General features: G+C 71.4%; 17 protein-coding genes. 12 read left to right on the plus strand and 5 right to left on the minus strand.

Translation table 11 applies throughout. From position 1 onward, the window contains the following. The first annotated feature begins 89 nt into the window (after positions 1–89). The 3 genes from AB0398_RS04450 to AB0398_RS04460 all read left to right on the plus strand — a co-directional run bounded on the left by AB0398_RS04450 (position 90) and on the right by AB0398_RS04460 (position 3,560). Positions 90–1,526, plus strand: coding sequence for a gamma-aminobutyraldehyde dehydrogenase (locus AB0398_RS04450; protein WP_366372243.1), 1,437 nt, complete (start codon positions 90–92; stop codon positions 1,524–1,526). A 145-nt stretch (positions 1,527–1,671) separates the two neighbouring features. Then, positions 1,672–2,838 carry an extracellular solute-binding protein gene (locus AB0398_RS04455; protein WP_366372360.1) on the plus strand — a complete coding sequence of 389 codons (1,167 nt, stop codon included), beginning with the start codon at positions 1,672–1,674 and terminating at the stop codon, positions 2,836–2,838. A gap of 176 nt (positions 2,839–3,014) precedes the next feature. After that, positions 3,015–3,560, plus strand: a complete 546-nt coding sequence (locus AB0398_RS04460) for a hypothetical protein (protein ID WP_366372244.1) — start codon at positions 3,015–3,017, stop codon at positions 3,558–3,560. On the opposite strand, the gene AB0398_RS04465 is transcribed toward AB0398_RS04460, so the two are convergent. Beyond that, positions 3,517–4,203 carry an IclR family transcriptional regulator C-terminal domain-containing protein gene (locus AB0398_RS04465; RefSeq protein WP_366372245.1) on the minus strand — a complete coding sequence of 229 codons (687 nt, stop codon included), beginning with the start codon at positions 4,201–4,203 and terminating at the stop codon, positions 3,517–3,519. The two genes, AB0398_RS04460 and AB0398_RS04465, sit on opposite strands and share 44 nt — an antisense overlap. Positions 4,204–4,276: 73 nt before the next feature. Here AB0398_RS04465 and AB0398_RS04470 point away from each other — a divergent pair, with 73 nt between their 5' ends. Continuing rightward, positions 4,277–4,927, plus strand: a complete 651-nt coding sequence (locus tag AB0398_RS04470; RefSeq protein WP_366372246.1) for a nitroreductase family protein — start codon at positions 4,277–4,279, stop codon at positions 4,925–4,927. 28 nt (positions 4,928–4,955) lie between these two features. On the opposite strand, the gene AB0398_RS04475 is transcribed toward AB0398_RS04470, so the two are convergent. From AB0398_RS04475 to AB0398_RS04485, 3 genes are all read right to left on the minus strand, one after another. Then, positions 4,956–5,759: an SAM-dependent methyltransferase gene (locus AB0398_RS04475; RefSeq protein WP_366372247.1), complete on the minus strand. Its 804-nt coding sequence runs from the start codon at positions 5,757–5,759 to the stop codon at positions 4,956–4,958. A 1-nt stretch (position 5,760) separates the two neighbouring features. Continuing rightward, positions 5,761–6,447, minus strand: a complete 687-nt coding sequence (locus AB0398_RS04480) for a glycerophosphodiester phosphodiesterase (RefSeq protein ID WP_366372248.1) — start codon at positions 6,445–6,447, stop codon at positions 5,761–5,763. A gap of 71 nt (positions 6,448–6,518) precedes the next feature. Further along, complete coding sequence (locus tag AB0398_RS04485) at positions 6,519–7,550, minus strand: adenosine deaminase (protein ID WP_366372249.1); 1,032 nt, start codon at positions 7,548–7,550, stop codon at positions 6,519–6,521. Positions 7,551–7,625: 75 nt separating this feature from the next. Here AB0398_RS04485 and AB0398_RS04490 point away from each other — a divergent pair, with 75 nt between their 5' ends. Next, the gene (locus tag AB0398_RS04490; protein WP_366372250.1) at positions 7,626–8,339 is read left to right on the plus strand and encodes a DUF4190 domain-containing protein; all 714 of its coding nucleotides are present in this window, start codon (positions 7,626–7,628) and stop codon (positions 8,337–8,339) included. Between the two features lie 98 nt (positions 8,340–8,437). Here AB0398_RS04490 and AB0398_RS04495 read toward each other — a convergent pair whose 3' ends face one another. Beyond that, positions 8,438–8,986, minus strand: a complete 549-nt coding sequence (locus tag AB0398_RS04495) for an NADAR family protein (protein ID WP_366372251.1) — start codon at positions 8,984–8,986, stop codon at positions 8,438–8,440. A 175-nt stretch (positions 8,987–9,161) separates the two neighbouring features. On the opposite strand from AB0398_RS04495, the gene AB0398_RS04500 reads away from it, so the two are divergent. The 7 genes from AB0398_RS04500 (at position 9,162) to AB0398_RS04530 (ending at position 16,994) form a co-directional block, all read left to right on the plus strand. After that, a complete protein-coding gene (locus AB0398_RS04500) occupies positions 9,162–10,676 on the plus strand; it encodes a gamma-aminobutyraldehyde dehydrogenase (protein WP_366372252.1) in 1,515 nt (504 codons plus the stop codon). A 49-nt stretch (positions 10,677–10,725) separates the two neighbouring features. Further along, the gene (locus tag AB0398_RS04505) at positions 10,726–11,973 is read left to right on the plus strand and encodes a spermidine/putrescine ABC transporter substrate-binding protein (RefSeq protein ID WP_366372253.1); all 1,248 of its coding nucleotides are present in this window, start codon (positions 10,726–10,728) and stop codon (positions 11,971–11,973) included. Positions 11,974–12,017: 44 nt separating this feature from the next. Beyond that, positions 12,018–13,205, plus strand: coding sequence for an ABC transporter ATP-binding protein (locus AB0398_RS04510; protein ID WP_366372254.1), 1,188 nt, complete (start codon positions 12,018–12,020; stop codon positions 13,203–13,205). Further along, positions 13,202–14,134 (plus strand): ABC transporter permease, encoded by a 933-nt coding sequence (locus tag AB0398_RS04515; protein WP_366372255.1) that lies wholly within the window; start codon positions 13,202–13,204, stop codon positions 14,132–14,134. The genes AB0398_RS04510 and AB0398_RS04515 overlap by 4 nt, the downstream gene beginning before the upstream one ends. Then, positions 14,134–14,931 (plus strand): ABC transporter permease, encoded by a 798-nt coding sequence (locus AB0398_RS04520; RefSeq protein ID WP_366372256.1) that lies wholly within the window; start codon positions 14,134–14,136, stop codon positions 14,929–14,931. The genes AB0398_RS04515 and AB0398_RS04520 overlap by 1 nt, the downstream gene beginning before the upstream one ends. Positions 14,932–14,967: 36 nt before the next feature. After that, positions 14,968–16,386: an FAD-binding oxidoreductase gene (locus AB0398_RS04525; protein WP_366372257.1), complete on the plus strand. Its 1,419-nt coding sequence runs from the start codon at positions 14,968–14,970 to the stop codon at positions 16,384–16,386. A 128-nt stretch (positions 16,387–16,514) separates the two neighbouring features. Then, on the plus strand, positions 16,515–16,994 hold the full coding sequence (locus AB0398_RS04530) for a hypothetical protein (protein ID WP_366372258.1): 480 nt from the start codon (positions 16,515–16,517) through the stop codon (positions 16,992–16,994). Positions 16,995–17,023 lie beyond the last annotated feature (29 nt).

The raw sequence follows: 17,023 nt of genomic DNA on the forward strand, positions 1-17,023 counted from the left end.
GTCAGCCGAGCGATTAGGCTGGGGTGTCTCACCCATCGGGACAGCGCACGAGGACGTGCGAAGTCAGAACGTGACAGGAGGGGTGGCAAGTGACCACCGAGCTGCGCCGGCTGCGTAACTACATCAACGGGGAGTTCCGCGACGCGGCCGACGGCCGCACGATCGACGTGATCAACCCGGCCACCGGCGAGGCGTACGCGACCTCCCCGCTCTCCGGCCAGGCCGACGTCGACGCCGCCATGGAGGCCGCCGCGGCCGCCTTCCCCGCCTGGCGCGACACCACTCCGGCCGAGCGCCAGAAGGTACTCCTCAAGATCGCGGACGCCTTCGAGGAGCGCGCCGAGGACCTGATCGCCGCCGAGGTCGAGAACACCGGCAAGCCGATCGCCCTCACCGCGAGCGAGGAGATCCCGCCGATGGTGGACCAGATCCGCTTCTTCGCGGGTGCCGCCCGGCTCCTGGAGGGCCGCTCGGCCGGCGAGTACATGGAGGGCCTCACCTCCATCGTCCGCCGCGAGCCCGTCGGCGTCTGCGCCCAGGTCGCGCCCTGGAACTACCCGATGATGATGGGCGTCTGGAAGTTCGCCCCGGCCCTCGCCGCGGGCAACACCGTCGTCCTCAAGCCCTCGGATACGACCCCCGCGTCGACCGTCCTGATGGCCGAGATCATCGGGCAGATCGTCCCCAAGGGCGTCTTCAACGTCGTCTGCGGCGACCGCGACACCGGCCGCGCGATGGTCGAGCACCCGACCCCCGCCATGGCCTCCATCACCGGCTCCGTCCGTGCCGGCATGCAGGTCGCCGAGTCGGCCGCCAAGGACGTCAAGCGCGTCCACCTGGAGCTGGGCGGCAAGGCCCCCGTCGTCGTCTTCGAGGACGTCGACATCGAGAAGGCCGTCGAGGACATCTCCCTGGCCGGCTTCTTCAACGCGGGCCAGGACTGTACGGCCGCCACCCGCGTCCTCGTCCACGAGTCGATCCACGACGAGTTCGTCTCCGCCCTCGCCAAGGCCGCCGCCGCGACCAAGACCGGGCAGCCGGACGACGAGGACGTGCTGTACGGCCCGCTCAACAACGCCAACCAGCTCAAGCAGGTCTCCGGCTTCATCGACCGCCTCCCGGCCCACGCCAAGGTCGAGGCCGGCGGCCGGCGCGTCGGCGACAAGGGCTACTTCTACGCCCCGACCGTCGTCTCCGGCCTCAAGCAGGACGACGAGATCGTCCAGAACGAGGTCTTCGGCCCGGTCATCACCGTCCAGTCCTTCACGGACGAGGCCCAGGCCCTGGAGTACGCCAACGGCGTCGAGTACGCCCTCGCGTCCTCCGTCTGGACCAAGGACCACGCGCGCGCGATGCGCATGTCCAAGTCCCTCGACTTCGGCTGCGTGTGGATCAACACCCACATCCCGCTGGTCGCCGAGATGCCCCACGGCGGCTTCAAGAAGTCCGGCTACGGCAAGGACCTCTCCGGCTACGGCTTCGAGGACTACACCCGGATCAAGCACGTCATGACCTCCCTCGGCTGATCCGCCGACCGGCCCGCCACGCGGCCCCGACACCCCGCTCGACAGGGTGTCGGGGCCGCGCCGCGTCGCCCGGACGGAGCGTCCATTGCCGTGGACGGCGACCGGCCGGGATGCTGCCCGGATGAGAGCGACAGCCAGGAAGAACATGTCCCGCCGGTCCCTGCTGCGCGGCATCGGCGGTGCCGGGACCGCCGCCCTGCTCGCCGGGTGCGGGGTGCCCGCCGCCTTCGTGGAGGAGGGCGACCGGGCCGCCGCCCGGGACCTCTCGGCCCGCGACCGGTTCCTCGACTTCGCCAACTGGCCGCTCTACATCGACACCGACGAGGACGACGAGTCCCGCCGCCCCACCCTGGACGCCTTCCGGAAGCGGACCGGGATATCCGTCCGCTACACCGAGGAGATCAACGACAACGACGAGTTCTTCGGGAAGATCGGCCCCTCCCTGATGAACCACCAGGACCCCGGACGGGACCTGATCGTCCTCAGCGACTGGATGGCCGCCCGCTTCGTCCGGCTCGGCTGGGTCCAGGAGATGGACCGCGCCGCCCAGCCGAACGTCGCGGCCCACCTCGACCCGCAGCTGCGCTCGCCCGCCTTCGACCCCGGCCGGCTGCACACCGTCCCCTGGCAGTCCGGCATCACCGGCATCGCCTACAACCGCCGCAAGCTGGGCCGGGAGCTGCGCTCCGTGAAGGAGCTGTGGGCCGACGACCTGCGCGGGAAGGTCACCCTGCTGTCCGGGCTCGACGAGTCCTTCGCCCTGCTGATGATGGGCGAGGGCGTCGACGTGACCCGCTGGAAGGAGGACGACTTCCACGCCCTGTGCGAGCGGATCGAGCGGCTCGTCCGCGCCAAGCACATCCGCCGCTTCACCGGCAACGACTACATCAAGGACCTCTCCTCCGGCGACGTCCTGGCCTGCCAGGCGTACTCCGGCGACGTCATCCAGCTGCGGGCCGACAACCCGGACATCGAGTTCGTCGTCCCCGAGGAGGGCGCCGAGCTCTGGGCCGAGTCCCTCATGGTCCCCGACCTCGCCCGGCACAAGTCCAACGCCGAGAAGCTGGTCGACCACTACTACGAGCCCGAGGTCGCCGCCGAACTCGCCGCCTGGGTCAACTACGTCTGTCCCGTGCCGGCCGCGCAGCGGGTCCTCGCGGACTCCGGCGACGAGGAGCTCGCCGCGCTCGCCGAGGACCCGCTGATCTTCCCGGACCCGGCCATGCGGAGCCGGCTCGCCATCGCCCGGGACGTCACCGCCGAGGAGCGCCTCACCTTCGCGAAGAAGTGGAACGCGATCGTGGGGCTCTGAGCCGGTCCGGGCATGACGGGCGCGCGCCTCGACTTCCTCGCCACGTAAGGGTTTTCCCCTCGTGGTCGTGGGGGTGACGGGCGCCGCCGTCGCCGGGCGCCCATGCTTTTTGAACGTGTTCCAAAAAGCGGCCCCCCGACTTTTGAACACGTTCAGATCGGGCGTACGCTGTCCCCATGAGCGACACGAACGGGCCGAGAGCCCTTCTCAAGCGCATCCGCACCTGGCTGGTCCTCTTCGTCGTCTGTCTGGTCCTGAGCGGGCTCACCGCCTTCCCGCTCGTCACCGAACTCCGCCTCCTCGACTCGGCCCTGACCGGCTGGGTCGCGCCCGTCGCCGACGCGCTCCCCGGGCTCGCCGAGTGGATCCACCGGGTGCGGGGCGGCCTGGAGGCCGCCGACCGGGACGCCCCCTACCTTCTCTACGGCAACGACTGGCTGGCCTTCGCCCACCTCGTCATCGCCGTCGCCTTCCACGGCGTCTGGCGCGACCCCGTCCGCAACGTCTGGGTCGTCGAGTTCGGCATGATCGCCTGCGTCGGCATCGTCCCGCTCGCCCTGATCTGCGGCCCGATCCGCGACATCCCCTTCTGGTGGTCGGTCGTCGACATGTCCTTCGGCGTCTTCGGGATCCTGCCGTTGCTCCTCGTACGGCGCCTGATCAAGCGTCTGGAGGCCGTCACGGCGACGGCGACGGCGGCTCCGGAGGCCGTACCCGCGTAGCCGCCGCGCGGACCGCCGCCACCACCCGGTCCAGGGGTACGCCGGTGGGGACGGTCACGCCGAGCGCGGCGACCGTCCCGGCCGGACCGCGCAGCGGGGCCGCCACCGTCACCTCGCCCAGGCGGTGCTCCTCGGCGCAGACCGCGAGGCCCGTCGCGCGGACCCGCTCCAGCTGCCCGGCCAGAACCCCCGGCACCACGACCGTGTGGCGGGTGAGGCGGGGGAGGTTCGGCGGGGGAGCGGCGAGCAGCACCTTCCCGTACGCCGTCGCGTGGGCCGGCAGCCGCTCCCCGCTCACCAGGCACAGCACCCCGCCGGCCGGCGGACCCTGGAGCACCGCCACGTCCGCGTGACCGCCCGTCCGCGCCCCCAGGGCCCGCAGCGCGGGCAGCGCCGCGTCCAGGAGTCCGCGCGGACAGGGCGCCGCAGCGCCCAGCGCCCGCAGCCGGAGCCCCAGCCGGTACGTGCCGTCCGCGCCCCGCTCCAGACCGCCCCAGGCCACCAGCTCCCGCACCATGCGCAGCGCCGTCGGGGCCGGGAGCCCCGTCCGCGCCGCGATGTCGGTGAGCCTGAGCGCCACCGGGTCCCCGCCGTCGAAGGCGTCGAGGACCGAGAAGAGCCGACCCGCCACGCTCTCGCCCATGCCGTCGCCGTGCCTTTCACTCAGTGGAAGCCCGGACTTCCCGCCCGTACGGAAGCCCTACGAGGCTCAACGCATGAACCTCGGTCTCGCTTCCGACACCCTGCTCTCCACCACCCGCGCCGTCCGCCACCGGCTCGACCTCACCCGGTCCGTGCCCCGGGCGCTCCTGGAGGAGTGCGTCGACCTCGCCGTCCAGGCCCCCACCGGCCGCAACCGGCAGCGCTGGCACTTCGTCATCGTCACCGACCCGGCCCGCCGCGCCGTCCTCGCCGACCTGTGGCGGGCCTCCCTCGCCGTGCCCGGCGCCCACCAGCCGCTGCCGGACCGGGACGTGCGCCGGGCCGAGGTCGCGCCCGGCGTGATGGACCGGGTGTACTCGGGCGTCGGCCACCTGCACCGGCACCTGCACGAGGTGCCCGCCTACGTCATCCCCTGCGTCGAGGGGCGGACCGAGGGCGCCTCCGTCATCCACCAGGCCGGCACCTGGGGCTCGATCCTGCCCGCCGCCTGGAGCTTCATGCTCGCCGCCCGCGAGCGCGGCCTCGGCACCGTGTGGACCACCGGGAACCTGCCCCTGGAACGGGAGTTCGCCCGCTTCCTCGGCATCCCGTACGAGGAGGTCATGCAGGCCGCGTTCATCCCCGTCGCGTACACGATCGGCACCGACTTCCGGCCCGCCCGGCGCATCCCGCGCGAGCGGGTCCTCCACTGGGACGGGTGGTGACGGGGCCGTCCGCGGCCCCCTCGCACCCCTACGGCTTGCGGCCCACCGCGCCGAGCTGCGCCACCACGTCGCCCTCCTCGGAGCGCCAGCGGGAGCAGGAGACGATGCCCGGGGCGAGGAGGTCGAGGCCGTCCAGGAAGGAGGCGAACTCGGCGCGGGTGCGGGCGGTGATCGGCGGGGTCGCGTTCTCGTTCCAGAAGGCCATCGCGGCCTTGTTGCCCTCGCCGCCGAGCTCCGGCTCCAGGGTGGGGTGGGTGAGGACCAGGAAGCTGCCGGAGGGGACGGCGGCCATCAGGGTCCGCACGATGGAGCGGGCCTCGTCCGTGTCCATCACGAAGTTGAGGATGCCGAGCATCATCACCGCGACCGGGCGGGAGAGGTCCAGGGTGGCCGAGGCCGCCGCGAGGATCCGCTCCGGGTCGTGCGCGTCGGCGTCGACGTACTCGGTGACGCCCTCCGGCGCGCTCGTCAGGAGCGCGCGGGCGTGGGTGAGGACGATCGGGTCGTTGTCGACGTAGACGATCCGGGCGCCGGGGGCGGCCCGCTGCGCCACCTCGTGGGTGTTGTCGGCGGTCGGCAGGCCGGTGCCGATGTCCAGGAACTGCCGGACGCCCTCCTCGGCGGCCAGATGGGTCACCGCCCGGCCGAGGAACGCCCGGTCCGCGCGCGCCACTTCGCCGATGCTCGGGTAGAAGCCGGTGACCTGCGCGCCGACCGCGCGGTCCACCGGGTAGTTGTCCTTGCCGCCCAGCCAGTAGTTCCACACGCGCGCGTTGTGGGCGATGTCGGTGCGGATCCGGTCGTTGACGTTGTCGTGCACGCTGTCGTTCACCTCAGGAGTCCTCTCGCAGGACGGCGGCGAGGGCGTCGACGCGGTTCGTGGTGATCGCGTCCGCCCCGTTCATGATCAGCTTACGCATCGTGCGCTTCGTGTCCGCCGTCCAGGCCGACAGGAGCAGCCCGTCCCGGTGCACCCGCTCGCCCAGCTCCCGACTCACCAGGCCGAAGCGGTAGTTGAGCCAGCGCGGGCGCACGGCGTCGAGGAGCACCGGCCGGGGCGGGGCGAGCGAGGTCCAGGTCAGGGCGATCTCGGCGGCCGGGTCGGCGGCCCGCACCTGGAGCATGGCGACGGTCCCGGCGCAGTAGTAGACCCGCTCCCCGGCCCCGCACTCGCGGACCGTGCCGACGATCTTCCGGACCGAGTGCTCGTTCCCGCCCGGCAGGTCCAGCATCAGCCGGTGGTCCCCGGCGGCGAGCAGCGCCTCCCGCAGGGTCGGCACCCCGCCCGCCGTCACCTCCTCCACCTGCGCGTGCGTGAGCGCGGAGAGCGCCCGGTCCGGGCCCCACAGGCGCTTGAGGGTGTCGTCGTGGAGGAGGACGGGCACCCCGTCCCTCGTCAGCCGGACGTCGACCTCGACCGCGTCCGCGCCCCGTTCGATCGCCGAGGAGACCGAACGGAGCGTGTTCTCGCGGAAGCGGTACGGGTCGCCGCGGTGACCTACGACAGTGACGGATCGCATGGGGCCATTGTGGCCGGGGACGGCCGCCGGTGTCGTCGGCGCGGGGGCCGACGGCCCGTGTCGTCAGCGCTTCAGCGCGCCGTCCAGCCCTCGGTGTACGCGTCGATCTCGGCGGCGATCCGGGCCTTGCCCGCCTCGTCCAGGAAGGAGGCCTCCACGGCGTTCTTCGCGAGGGCGGCGAGACCGCGCTCGTCGAGGTCGAGGAGCCGGGCGGCGACCGCGTACTCGTTGTTCAGGTCGGTGCCGAACATCGGCGGGTCGTCGCTGTTGACGGTGACGAGGACCCCCGCGTCCACCATCCGCCGGATCGGGTGCTCGTCCAGGGTGGCGACGGCCCGGGTGGCGATGTTGGAGGTCGGGCAGACCTCCAGGGCGATCCGGTGCTCGGCCAGGTACGCCAGGAGCTCCGGGTCCCGGACGGAGCTGGTGCCGTGGCCGATGCGCTCGGCGCCCAGGTCGCGGATCGCGTCCCAGACGGTCTCCGGGCCGGTCGTCTCGCCCGCGTGCGGGACGGAGCGCAGGCCGGCCGCCCGGGCCCGGTCGAAGTACGGCTTGAACTGCGGGCGCGGGACCCCGATCTCCGGGCCGCCGAGGCCGAAGGAGACCAGGCCCTCCGGGCGCAGCCCCTCGGTCGTGGCGAGCCGCGCGGTCTCCTCGGCGGCTTCGAGCCCGGCCTCGCCGGGGATGTCGAAGCACCAGCGCAGGACCGTGCCGAACTCGGCCTCGGCCGCCTTGCGGGCGTCCTCGATCGCGTCCATGAACGCGTTCTCGTCGATGCCGCGGCGGGTGGAGGAGTAGGGGGTGATGGTCAGCTCGGCGTAGCGGATGTTCTGCCGGGCCATGTCCCGGGCGACCTCGAAGGTCAGCAGCCGGACGTCCTCGGGGGTGCGGACCAGGTCGACGACCGACAGGTAGACGTCGATGAAGTGCGCGAAGTCGGTGAACGTGAAGTAGTCGGCCAGGGCCTCCGGGTCCGTGGGGACCTTGGAGTCCGGGTGGCGGGCCGCGAGCTCGGCGACGATCCGGGGGGAGGCGGAGCCCACGTGGTGGACGTGCAGCTCGGCCTTGGGGAGGCCCGCGATGAAGGGGTGCAGATCGGTCATCGGGTCATCGTAGGCCGGACGGTTCCCCCGCAGGAGTGAGGCCGTAGCATGACGTGACCACGATGGGGGAGGCCCATGTCTGACAACCGAGACCAGCAGCCGGGCGGTTACGACCCGGCGGACCCGTGGGCTCCGCCGAACCGCGACGGGGTGGAACTGAGCAAGCCGGCGGCGCCGTCGCCCCCGCCGGTGCACGACCAGCAGACCGTCACGTCCATGCCGGCGGCGCCCGGCCCCGGCGGCGACGTCCCGCCGCCCCCGGTCGCGCCCGGCGGCCCGGCGGCGCCCGGCGCGTACGGCTATCCGGCGGACACCTCCGGGGGCTACGGCCACCCGGCCGACACCTCCGCCGGGAGCTACGGCTACCCGGCGGCCCCCGGCGCCCCGACGCCCATGACGACCTCCGGGTACGGCTACCCCGGATACCCGGGATACGGCGGCCAGCCCGGCTGGCAGCAGCCCCCCTCCAACGGCATGGGCACGGCGGCGATGGTGCTCGGCATCATCTCGGTCGCGGGCTTCTGCCTGTACGGCCTGGGGGCGCTCCTCGGCATCCTGGCCCTGATCCTCGGCATCATCGGGGTGAAGAAGGCGGGCCGGGGCGAGGCGACGAACCGGGGCATGGCGGTCGCCGGCATCGTGCTCGGCGCCATCGGCACCCTGATCGGCGCGGTCTTCCTCGGCTTCCTCATCTGGGCGATCAACCAGGACCCCTCGACCTTGGAGGACTCCGGCAGCTACGACGAGGACCCGTTCGCGTCGTCCCTGGTGCTGGAGATCACCCGCTGAGGACCCGTACATACGGACGAGGGCCCCGCACCGGCTTCCGGTACGGGGCCCTTCTCCTTGGGTGTCAGAAGTCCCGTAGCCCTTCCCCTTCTCAGGCGTCAGGAGTTCCGGAGCCGCTCCCGCGCCTCCATGAGGGCGAAGCCCAGGAGGTTGAGGCCGCGCCAGCGGGCCGGGTCGTGGGCGCCGGGGTCGGTCGCGGCGAGTCCGATGCCCCAGATCCGGTCCACCGGACTGGCCTCCACCAGAACGCGGTCACCGGTGCCGAGCAGATACGCGCGCAGGGCGTCGCTCGACGAGAACTTGTGGACGCTGCCCTCGACGACGATCCCGAACCGCTCCCGCGTCCACACCGCGTCGTCGAAGTCCCGCACCAGCCGGCCCGCGTTCTTGGCCTCCGCCGGGGTGCGGGCGGCCAGTGCGGCCCGCTCGGCGTCCGCGTCCCCGAAGAGCCGGGCCTTGGCCGCCATCATCCAGTGCTCGGCGGTCGCGTAGGCCACCCCGTCGACCGTGAAGGGGGAGGGCCACCACTGGCTCAGACAGCTCGCCGAAAGGTGCCCGTCCGGGTGCGGACGGTGACCCCAGAAGTGCAGCCACTTCACCCTGTCACCCCTGCTGACCTGCTGTGTCAGCTCCTCGATCGCGCTCATGCATGCGAGTCTGGCATTCGCCACGGACACTCCGTACGGAGATTTTCCGGCGGCCTCGACACATGGTCGACCGAATCCGTCGCGTAACCAAAAGGCAACAACGGAATCACTTGTTGGGTAGTCGTCCCTCTGTCAGGATCGGCACTCAATTCGAGCTGGGACAACGGAGAGCGTCATGGGCAACCGCTTCCAGGTGACGGACCGCTTCGCGGACGGCGCACAGTACATCGGCGGCGAGCTCCGCCCCGGAACGTCCGGCGAGGACCACCATGTGATCGACCCGGCGACCGGGAAGACCGTCTACACCTACGCGCTCGCCTCCACCGCCGACGTGGACGCGGCCGTCGCCGCCGCCAAGGCCGCCTTCCCGGGCTGGGCGGGCGCCACCCCCGGCGAGCGCTCCGACGCCCTGCACCGCTTCGCCGGCGTCCTCGCCGAGCGGGCCGAGGACTTCGCCCGCGCCGAGTCCCTCCAGTGCGGCAAGCCGCTCAAGCTCACCACCGAGTTCGACGTGCCCGGCACGGTCGACAACACCGCCTTCTTCGCCGGGGCCGCCCGCCACCTCCAGGGCCAGGCCGCCGCCGAGTACTCCGGCGACCACACCTCCTACGTACGGCGCGAGCCCCTCGGCGTCGTCGGCTCCATCGCCCCCTGGAACTACCCCCTCCAGATGGCCGCCTGGAAGATCCTCCCGGCGATCGCCGCCGGCAACACGATCGTCCTGAAGCCCGCCGAACTCACCCCGCTCACCTCCCTGATGTTCGCGCAGGCCGCGACCGACGCCGGCATCCCCGACGGCGTGATCAACATCGTCAACGGCGCCGGCCGGACCGTCGGCGAGCACCTCGTCGGCCACCCCGACGTCGTCATGACCTCCTTCACCGGCTCCACCCCGGTCGGCAGGCGGGTCGCCGAGATCGCCACCGCCACCGTCAAGCGCCTCCACCTCGAACTCGGCGGCAAGGCCCCCTTCGTCGTCTTCGACGACGCCGACCTGGAGGCCGCCGCCCACGGCGCCGTCGCCGCCTCCCTCATCAACAGCGGCCAGGACTGCACCGCCGCCACGCGCGCGTACGTCCAGCGCCCGCTCTTCGACGCCTTCACCGCCCGCGTCGCCGCCCTCATGGAGTCCGTACGGCTCGGCGACCCCTTCGCCCCGGACACCGACCTCGGCCCGCTGATCAGCCACGCCCAGCGCGACCGGGTCGCCGGCTTCGTCGACCGCGCCCGCGGCTACGCCACCGTCGTCACCGGCGGCGAAGCACCCGGCGGGGACCTGAAGGACGGTGCGTACTATCGACCGACCCTGATCACCGGCGCCGCGCAGGACAGCGAGGTCGTGCAGTCGGAGATCTTCGGCCCGGTCCTGGTGGCCCTGCCCTTCGACACCGACGACGAGGGCATCCGGCTCGCCAACGACACCCCCTACGGCCTCGCCGCCTCCGCCTGGAGCCGCGACGTCTACCGGACGGGACGGGCCACCCGGGAGATCAAGGCCGGCTGCGTCTGGGTCAACGACCACATCCCGATCATCAGCGAGATGCCCCACGGGGGAACCCGGGCCTCGGGCTACGGGAAGGACATGTCGGTGTACTCCTTCGAGGAGTACACGCAGGTCAAGCACGTCATGTACGACAACACCGCGGTCGCCGCGAAGGACTGGCACCGCACGATCTTCGGGGACCGATAGCCGACCGTCGCCCGACCGGCGACGCAACCCTCCCGAAAGGGCACAGCGCATGGAGCAGTACGAGCCCGACCGCCTGTCCGCCGCGCAGCTCGCGGCGATACGCCGCAGCATGACGAGCGGCCGGGGCACTCTCAGCCGCCGTTCGGTGCTGCGCGCGGGCGGCGTCGGCGCGCTCACCGCCGGCGGCCTCGCGTCCCTGAGCGCCTGCGGCATCCCGCCCGCCAAGCGGGAGGGCCAGGGCACCGCCTCCACCGACGACTCGGCCAAGGAGAAGACGGTCGCCTTCTCCAACTGGACCGAGTACATGGACGTCAGCGAGGACGAGAAGTCCCGCCCCACCCTGGAGGCGTTCGAGAAGCGCACCGGGATCAAGGTCAAGTACACCGAGGACATCAACGACAACGTCGAGTTCTTCGGCAAGATCAAGCCGCAGCTCGCCGCCGGCCAGGACACCGGCCGCGACCTCATATGCGTCACCGACTGGCTCGCCGCCCGGATGATCCGGCTCGGCTGGGTGCAGAAGCTCGACCCCTCGAACCTCCCCCACGCCTACACCAACCTCTCCGCCCAGTTCCGCAACCCCGACTGGGACCCGGGCCGCGCCCACTCGTATCCCTGGACCGGCATCTCCACCGTCATCGCGTACAACGTGAAGGCGACCGGCGGGAAGAAGGTCGACTCGGTCACCCAGCTCCTGGACGACCCCTCGCTCAAGGGCCGGGTCGGCTTCCTCACCGAGATGCGCGACACCGTCGGCATGACCCTGCTCGACCTCGGCAAGGACCCGGGCGCCTTCACGGACGCCGACTTCGACGCGGCGGTCGGACGCCTCCAGAAGGGCGTCGACAAGAAGCAGATACGCCGCTTCACCGGCAACGACTACACCTCCGACCTCGACAAGGGCGACATAGCCGCCTGTCTCGCCTGGGCCGGCGACGTCATCCAGCTCCAGGCGGACAACCCCGACATCCGCTACGCCATACCGGCGGCCGGCTACATCACCTCCACCGACAACCTGCTCGTCCCCGCGCAGTCCCGGCACAAGTCCAACGCCGAGAAGCTCATCGACCACTACTACGAGCTCCCCGTCGCCGCGCAGCTCGCCGCGTACATCAACTACGTCTGCCCCGTCGACGGGGTGAAGGACGAGCTCGCCAGGATCGACCCCGAACTCGCGGACAACACGCTGATCCTCCCCGACAAGGCCATGGCGAAGAAGTCGCGCGCGTTCCGCTCGCTCACCGGCGCGGAGGAGACGGCGTACGAGGAGAAGTTCGCCAAGCTCATCGGCGCCTGAGTCCGGCCTCGTCCACCCCTCTCACTCCCCTGGGACCACGACCCATGACTGACAAGACTGCTCACACCGGAAAGAACACGGGCGGCGGCGACGTCCGTCTCACCGGGATCAGCAAGACGTACGGCTCCTTCACCGCCGTCCACCCGCTCGACCTGACCGTCCCGCAGGGCTCCTTCTTCGCCCTCCTCGGCGCCTCCGGCTGCGGCAAGACCACCACCCTGCGCATGATCGCCGGCCTGGAGGACCCCAGCACCGGCACCGTCTTCCTCGGCGACACCGACGTCACCGACCTCCCGCCCTACAAGCGGCCGGTCAACACCGTCTTCCAGTCCTACGCGCTCTTCCCGCACATGGACATCACCGAGAACATCGCCTTCGGCCTGCGCCGCCGGGGCATCAAGTCGGTGAAGAAGCAGGTCGACGAGATGCTGGAGCTCGTCCAGCTCGGCGACAAGGCCCGCCACAAGCCGCACCAGCTCTCCGGCGGCCAGCAGCAGCGCGTCGCCGTGGCCCGCGCCCTCATCAACCACCCGCAGGTCCTCCTCCTCGACGAGCCGCTCGGCGCCCTCGACCTCAAGCTGCGCCGCCAGATGCAGCTGGAGCTCAAGCGGATCCAGACCGAGGTCGGCATCACCTTCGTGCACGTCACCCACGACCAGGAGGAGGCCATGACCATGGCCGACCAGGTCGCGGTGATGAACGGCGGCCGGGTCGAGCAGCTCGGCGCCCCCGCCGACCTGTACGAGAACCCGCGGACCACCTTCGTCGCCAACTTCCTCGGCACCTCCAACCTCATCGGGGCCGAGGTCCTGGAGACCGGTTCCGAGGTGCTCGTCGCGGCGGGCGGCGGCAAGCTCCGGGTCCCCGGCGACCGCTGTACCCCCGCCGTCCGCGCGGGCGGCAGGCTGCTGGTGGGCGTCCGCCCCGAGAAGATCTCCCTCACGCACGCGGACGACGCCGGCGCGATAGCCGACGGCCGCAACCGCGTCACCGGCCGGATCGCCGACTCCTCCTTCATCGGGGTCTCCACCCAGTACGTGGTGAACAGCCCGGCGGGCGCGGAACTCCAGGTGTACGAGCAGAACATCGAGCGCGACACCCGGCTCGTCCCGGGCGCCGAGGTGGTCCTGCACTGGAACCCGGCCCACACGTTCGGGCTCGACGCGGACCAGTCCCTGCTTGCGGGGACAGTGGGCGACGCCGGTGTGGAGAGCGTGGAGGACGCCGGATGAGCGCCCCGACCCTGACGAAAGAGGCGCCCGAATCGGTGGAGGAACCGGTTCTGCGCAAGCCCCCCACCCGCAAGCGGCTCGTCCCCTACTGGCTGCTGCTCCCCGGCATCGTCTGGCTGCTCGTCTTCTTCGCGCTGCCGCTGGTCTACCAGGCCTCCACCTCGGTCCAGACCGGCTCCCTCGAAGCCGGCTTCCAGGTCACCTGGCACTTCCAGACCTACTGGGAGGCCCTCCAGGAGTACTGGCCGCAGTTCGTCCGCTCCCTGCTCTACGCCGGGACCGCGACCGTCCTCTGCCTGCTCCTCGGCTACCCGCTCGCGTACCTGATCGCCTTCCGGGCCGGCCGCTGGCGCAATCTGATCCTCGTCCTGGTCATCGCCCCCTTCTTCACCAGCTTCCTCATCCGGACCCTGGCGTGGAAGACGATCCTGGCGGACGACAGCGTCGTGGTCGACGCGCTGAACGCGCTGCACGTCCTCGACGTGACGAGCTGGCTCGGCTGGACCGAGGGCGACCGGGTGCTCGCTACCCCGATGGCGGTCGTCTGCGGCCTCACGTACAACTTCCTGCCCTTCATGATCCTGCCCCTCTACACCTCCCTGGAGAGGATCGACGGGCGGCTCCACGAGGCCGCGCAGGACCTGTACGCCTCCCCGGCCACCACCTTCCGCAAGGTGACCTTCCCGCTGTCGATGCCCGGCGTCGTCTCCGGCACCCTGCTCACCTTCATCCCGGCGAGCGGCGACTACGTGAACTCCGAACTGCTCGGCTCGACCGACACCAAGATGGTCGGCAACGTCATCCAGTCGCAGTTCCTGCGGGTCCTCGACTACCCGACGGCCGCCGCGCTCTCCTTCATCCTCATGGCGATCGTCCTGGTCATGGTCACCGTCTACATCCGCCGCGCCGGAACGGAGGACCTCGTCTGATGCGCTGGATCCGCAAGAATCTCGTCGTCGTCGCGGGCCTGCTGACGCTCGCGTACATGATCCTGCCGAACCTCGTCGTGATGGCGTTCTCGTTCAACAAGCCGAACGGGCGCTTCAACTACTCCTGGCAGAAGTTCTCCCTGGACGCCTGGAAGGACCCCTGCGGCGTCGCCGACATGTGCCAGTCGCTGTCGCTCTCGCTGCAGCTCGCCGCCTGGGCCACCCTCGGCGCCGTCGTCCTCGGCACGGCGATCGCCTTCGCGCTGGTCCGCTACCGCTTCCGGGCGCGCGGCGCGATCAACTCGCTGATCTTCCTGCCGATGGCGATGCCCGAGGTCGTCATGGCCGCCTCGCTGCTCACCCTCTTCCTCAACATGGGGATCGAGCTGGGCTTCTGGACGGTCCTGATCGCCCACATCACCTTCTGCCTGTCGTTCGTCGTGACGGCGGTCAAGGCCAGGGTCATGTCCATGGACCCGCGTCTCGAGGAGGCCGCCCGCGACCTCTACGCGGGGCCCGCGCAGACCTTCCTGCGCGTCACCCTGCCGATCGCCGCCCCCGGCATCGCCGCCGGCGCGCTGCTCGCCTTCGCGCTCTCGTTCGACGACTTCATCATCACCAACTTCAACGCGGGACCCTCCACGGTCACCTTCCCCATGTTTGTCTGGGGCTCGGCGCAGCGTGGCACACCCGTTCAGATCAACGTCATCGGCACCGCGATGTTCGTCCTCGCGGTACTGGTGGTCGTGGCCGGGCAAATCATTACGAACCGGCGCAAGAAAACAGCAACAGCCTGAGCGAAGGCCGCCCAGGCACCGAAGGAGTTGGAAACCATGGCCCCAGTCGCCATGCGTCTCGCCGCCCAATCTCTCTCCGACGCCCAGCCCGTCCCCTTCTGGCTGGAAGACCCCGGCAAGCCCGGAGCCCTGCCCGCCCTCACCGGCACCGAGAAGTGCGACCTCCTCGTGGTCGGCGGCGGCTACAGCGGACTGTGGACCGCGCTCCTCGCCAAGGAGCGCGACCCCTCCCGGGACGTCGTCCTGATCGAGGGGCGCGAGGTGGGCTGGGCCGCCTCGGGCCGCAACGGGGGCTTCTGCGCGGCCTCCCTCACCCACGGCTTCGGCAACGGGCTCGCCCGCTGGCCGGGCGAGCTGGAGAAGCTGGAGGAGCTGGGCGAGCGGAACCTCGACGCCATCGAGGAGGCCGTCGCCCGCTACTCCCTGGACTGCGACTTCGAGCGCACCGGCGAGATCGACGTGGCCACCGAGCCGTACCAGGTGGAGGAGCTCCACCAGGTGTACGGGGAGCTCGACCGGCTCGGCCTCGCCGACGGCGTCGACCTCCTCGACCGGGACGCGGTGCGCGCCGAGGTCGACTCGCCGACCTTCCTCGGCGGCCTCTGGGACCGCCGCGGCGTCGCCATGCTGAACCCCGCCAAGCTGGCCTGGGGCCTCAAGCGGGCCTGTCTGGGCCTGGGCGTCCGGATCTACGAGAACACCCCCGGCCTGGACCTGGTCTCCGTCGGCGCCGGCACGGGCGTGCGCACCCCGTACGGCAAGGTCCTCGCCCGCCGGGTCGCGCTCGGCACCAACGTCTTCCCGTCCCTGGTCAAGCGGGTCCGGGCCTACACGGTCCCGGTCTACGACTACGCCCTGACGACCGAGCCGCTCAGCGCCGAGCAGCTCGCCTCGATCGGCTGGAAGAACCGGCAGGGGCTCGGTGACTCCGCCAACCAGTTCCACTACTTCCGGATCACCGCCGACCACCGGATCCTGTGGGGCGGCTACGACGCGATCTACCCCTTCGGCGGCAGGGTCAGCGCCGAGCGGGACCACCGCCCGGAGACGTACCTCAAGCTGGCCGAGCACTTCTTCCACTGCTTCCCGCAGCTCGAAGGGCTCCGCTTCAGCCACGCCTGGGGCGGCGCGATCGACACCTGCTCCCGCTTCTCGGCCTTCTTCGGCACGGCGCACAAGGGGAAGGTGGCGTACGCGGCCGGGTTCACCGGCCTCGGCGTCGGCGCCACCCGCTTCGGCGCCGACGTGATGCTCGACCTGCTCGCGGGGGAGCGCACCGAGCGCACCGACCTGGAGATGGTCCGCTCCAAGCCGCTGCCGTTCCCGCCCGAGCCGGTCGCCTGGGCCGGCATCGGCCTCACCAAGTGGTCCCTCGCCCGCGCCGACGAGAACGGCGGCCGGCGGAACCTGTGGCTGAAGGCGATGGACCGCCTGGGCCTGGGCTTCGACAGCTGACCGCTCGCGTGACGCGCGTCCGGGTGACGTACGTCACAACCAGCGGGTAGTCGAAGCCGCGTAAGAGAAGCCGCCCTCCGCGCTCTCTCCGTGTGGACACCGTGTCCACACGGAAGGAGGAGGTCGCGATGACTGGTACGGGGGCCACGGGCGCCAGGAGTGCGGTGGAGTGGCTGCTCTCGGCCGCGCCCGATCCCGACGCGTGCCGCTGGGAGTGGGAGCGCGGTCCGCACGGGGTCGCGCTGCTGCCCGCCGGCGTGCGGTGGGACGTGCTGATCCTGCCGGCCGGACTCGGCTATCCCACGCTCGACGTGCTGACCCGCCTGGTGGGCCGGCCTGGTCCGGTCCTGGCCGACTTCGGCGACGCCCGGATGGGCTTCTTCGTCCCGCCGGGCACCGCCGCCCGCTGGCTCGGCACCGGGATTCGCAGCGCGGGCGCCGGGACCTGGATCGTCGTCCCGCACCCGGGCCGGGCGTCCGGCGCGGTGCGCTGGCTGGTGGTCCCGGACGGCACCGGAACCCTCACCGACGCCCCGCTCCTGGAGCTGGCGATGCACGAGGCGGCGGGCCGACTGGCCCGGGGGGAGGGGGTGGTGGACGGGGGCTGAGCGAAGGAGTCGCGCGGACAGAGGTCTTG

The sequence above is a fragment of the Streptomyces sp. NPDC086147 genome (assembly GCF_040702165.1).
Lineage (GTDB): Bacteria > Actinomycetota > Actinomycetes > Streptomycetales > Streptomycetaceae > Streptomyces.